The sequence below is a fragment of the Citrobacter sp. Cpa228 genome (assembly GCF_030333085.1).
GTDB lineage: Bacteria > Pseudomonadota > Gammaproteobacteria > Enterobacterales > Enterobacteriaceae > Citrobacter > Citrobacter pasteurii.
The window spans coordinates 1-3,100 of the sequence record NZ_JAOWGQ010000033.1 but is presented as its reverse complement, the minus strand read 5'-3'; the positions used below and the strand labels follow the sequence as shown (position 1 = coordinate 3,100).

Below are 3,100 nucleotides of genomic sequence, written 5' to 3'. Positions count from 1 at the left end.
AAATCATAAATGTGACTGTATGTCACAGGGACCGGCATTACTACCTGTACGCTATGCGGTGGTTCCTGAATATATTAAAGAGCCATTGCCGGCGTGGGCAAAACCTGGAGTATCAGCTTACCCGGCGGAAAACGAAAACTACCACTATGCGCTACGCGCGATGCGCAGGGGCTATATCTATATCTACTATCCGTACCTGACGGACTGGGAAGCGTGGTCGGTGTGTGATGACGGCAGTTTGTGGAAACAGCTGTCGGCGAAAAATGTTCTGGAGAAATCAGAGCCAGACTGTCGGCAGGGAACGTACAGTGATGGCGGAAAGGATTTTCTGACGCTGCCTTATGAAGTCCTGGATAATGATATCTGGATAGCATTCACGCAGTGTCCCTGGACGGAAAAAACGATGGAGCGTTACGCGGGCGATGACGGTCAACGGCAGCGCAGAATGCAGCGCCTGAGTTCTCCGAACTGGACGGCGCCCCAGGCTTCACAGCAAATAACAGAGGCAACCACAGCAAATCTCGCCAGGGTTCTGGATTACATCCCGGCGCAGGGCAGCCAGCTGAGTCCGGCAATGCTGTTACCGTATGGCACCCATACTAAAATCCGCGTCAGCCAGTGTGTGAGTGAACGCTATGCCATAGTCAAAGAGCCGGGGCCGCAGGAGACATTGTATCCGTGGAAGAACGGAGTGGCCGGAAATACAATCCGGCAGATGAAGGAACGGGGTGTGAGGCCAGACGGTTCCCCCGTGACACCGTTGCTGATGGCGTTGCATGATGCAGCAGGGATAACGCATGAGCTGACGGGATGGACGAATGATGTCCTGGCGATGGCGAAGATATTTGGTGACGAACGCGCCCTGGAATTCTGCACCCAGGGTCTGATAAACGGTGTTGAGAATATTATAAAAAAGAGTGCTGAGCAGGATGTGGAACAGCAGCTCGCGGCGATGGGTGGTTCACTTTCAACATCTCGTGATATGGATTACGCATATGGAATGTATGTCTGGAATGAGGGACGGAAAGGTAATACGGATATTTTAAGCCGGGAAGAATTCGAGCGTCAGGCGAAGAAAAGACAGGAGCAGAGCCTGAAAAGTTCACGGGTGGCAAATAACCTGCGTAGATATAAAAGAAAGATAAAACAAGAGAGTCTGGATTCGTTTATCAAATGTGGTGAGGACCTGACGCACAAAATCGATAACCAACTCGAAGTGATAATTGATTTGCGCTGCCAATGGCTTAAATCTCCAGGCTTTATTCGTACGCTGCAGGATTTTTATTCTGATCTTCCACAGGATAATTTGCATTTTCGTGAGATTACAGCTTTTGCAATGTCTGGGTTAGGTGCGGCGAAATCTGGTGTGAGTTTACTCGATGACTGGATAAAAGATTATTCTACTACTAATGAAAACAACCTCGTCTGGCGTACTCATTTTTATAATGCACCTGAGTTAATGACGGTTGCCGAGCCTTTGCTTGCCAGCGTGCGCAAAGGAGTGAGTCAGCCGGTTACAGAACAAAGTTTGTTGGCATTTTTTGAGTCAAAATCCGGTGACCTGGTTAAATTGTTCGAAGGGTTTAGTAAAGCAACAGCTGCGCTGGATGAGCCACCAGAAAATGATGCAGTCTGGTCAAAACGGGTGTTGTATCAAGCTGATCAACATATGGCAACGCTGGGTTCCCGTTTATTTTCTGTTTCGGGTGTCGGGCCGAAACTGGACTCCATAAACGATCTTGTCGTTAAAACGCTCTGTTCTCTTTCGGCAGGTAAAACAGTAGCGGAAATAAAGTCTTTCTCGAGTAAATATTTTGGCTGGGCGACCGAGCGCAGCTACTATATAAACGAAATACTCTTTGTTAATCCTTAGAAAGACAGAGTGTCAGGACGGTTAAAAGTCGCTCAGGTACGGTTCTCCGATCTGGAAAAGGCGACTGCAGACTTCAGTATCACGGGAGCGAAAAAAAATGCTTATCGTGCGACAAGTATCAATTTTCTGGTGCTCTTTTTTAATATGGTGGAGCTATATAACCAGGCAGATCATTTTAAACGAGATGACTTTTCCAGTTATGCCAAACTGGTCGCGGCGGGATTTGCCACCACGGGAGGCGCGATTGATATTGTCAGTAAAATGATGGACGTCATAAAAAAAGATGATAAATCGTTTCCAAAACTGAAATGGGTGGGTGCCAGTTGCTCGATGCTCAATGCTATTGCATCGTTGGGGGCTGATTTTTCAGATTTATATCTTTTAAAATATGAGAAAGCAGGAAGTAAAAAAAATGCATATAGATTGTTGTATTTTGGAAAGGTTCTTAATGATGTTACAACCATTATTTCAGTCAGCGGCAAAGTTTTGCCTGCTTTAATGTCAAAATTTGGCTGGAGCACGGCTGTCGGCAGTATAGAAGTGTGGCTGGGGCGCGCAGCGATACCAGCATTTTATGCGCTGGGTATTGAGTGGATTGGTGTTCTCTCGTCCTGGCAGTTCGCTTTGTTTCTGGTGGTAGCAGACTATGCGCTGAAAGAGTATTTTTTTGAAGATGAAATTCAAATCTGGCTGCAGAACACGCTGTTTGGCGAAAAATTCTCGACAGATATTGATAGCTGCTCAGAAGAAAAAAAAACAGAACTTATAGTGAAATGTGGAAAATCGCTGACGGAATGCTTACGTAAAATAGAATCTTCCAGCAAATAAGAATGAATTATATTTTCCAGTAAAGATATTTAAGAAATATCAACATGGTCGTATTCACATATTGTAAGAGTCAATTATGGAAAAAGAGCTGAAATTCTCAGACGGATTGCGAAGAAGCCTCGAAGGCAGCAATAAAAAATATCCACTTCATAACTATTTGCAGCAAAAAAGTGAGCTGGTGCGAACGCAGGAAATTCTGCGCAATATCGAGGCCAGCAATGAAAAAGGAAAATGGCTGGCACATTTTCGCCTGAAAGAGAAAGAGCTGCTGGAGGCGCTGAAAAATGCCCCGCCGGACCCGGTGCTGCCGCCTCCGGCGCCGCTGATTAAAGTTCGGGGGGTCATTGAAAAACTGACGCAGCGGCGGGTGGTGCAGCATTTCGACGTTCTGTCCTATCC

The 3,100-nt window shown here is 46.4% G+C and carries 2 protein-coding genes and 1 pseudogene; all 3 read left to right on the top strand.

Going from position 1 to position 3,100, the window contains the following annotated elements; translation table 11 throughout:
* Window positions 1-19 precede the first annotated feature (19 nt).
* On the top strand, window positions 20-1,873 hold the full coding sequence (locus tag OGX91_RS03875) for a T6SS effector BTH_I2691 family protein (protein WP_286625507.1): 1,854 nt from the start codon (window positions 20-22) through the stop codon (window positions 1,871-1,873).
* Between the two features lie 9 nt (window positions 1,874-1,882).
* A complete protein-coding gene (locus OGX91_RS03870; RefSeq protein ID WP_286625506.1) occupies window positions 1,883-2,701 on the top strand; it encodes a hypothetical protein in 819 nt (272 codons plus the stop codon).
* Window positions 2,702-2,777: 76 nt separating this feature from the next.
* A pseudogene (locus OGX91_RS03865) lies at window positions 2,778-3,100 on the top strand (hypothetical protein); the annotation flags it as partial.

Bases quoted from the DNA above. Each gene is read 5' to 3' on its own strand.
- OGX91_RS03875 (WP_286625507.1), top strand. From the start codon at position 20: ATGTCACAGGGACCGGCATTACTACCTGTACGCTATGCGGTGGTTCCT.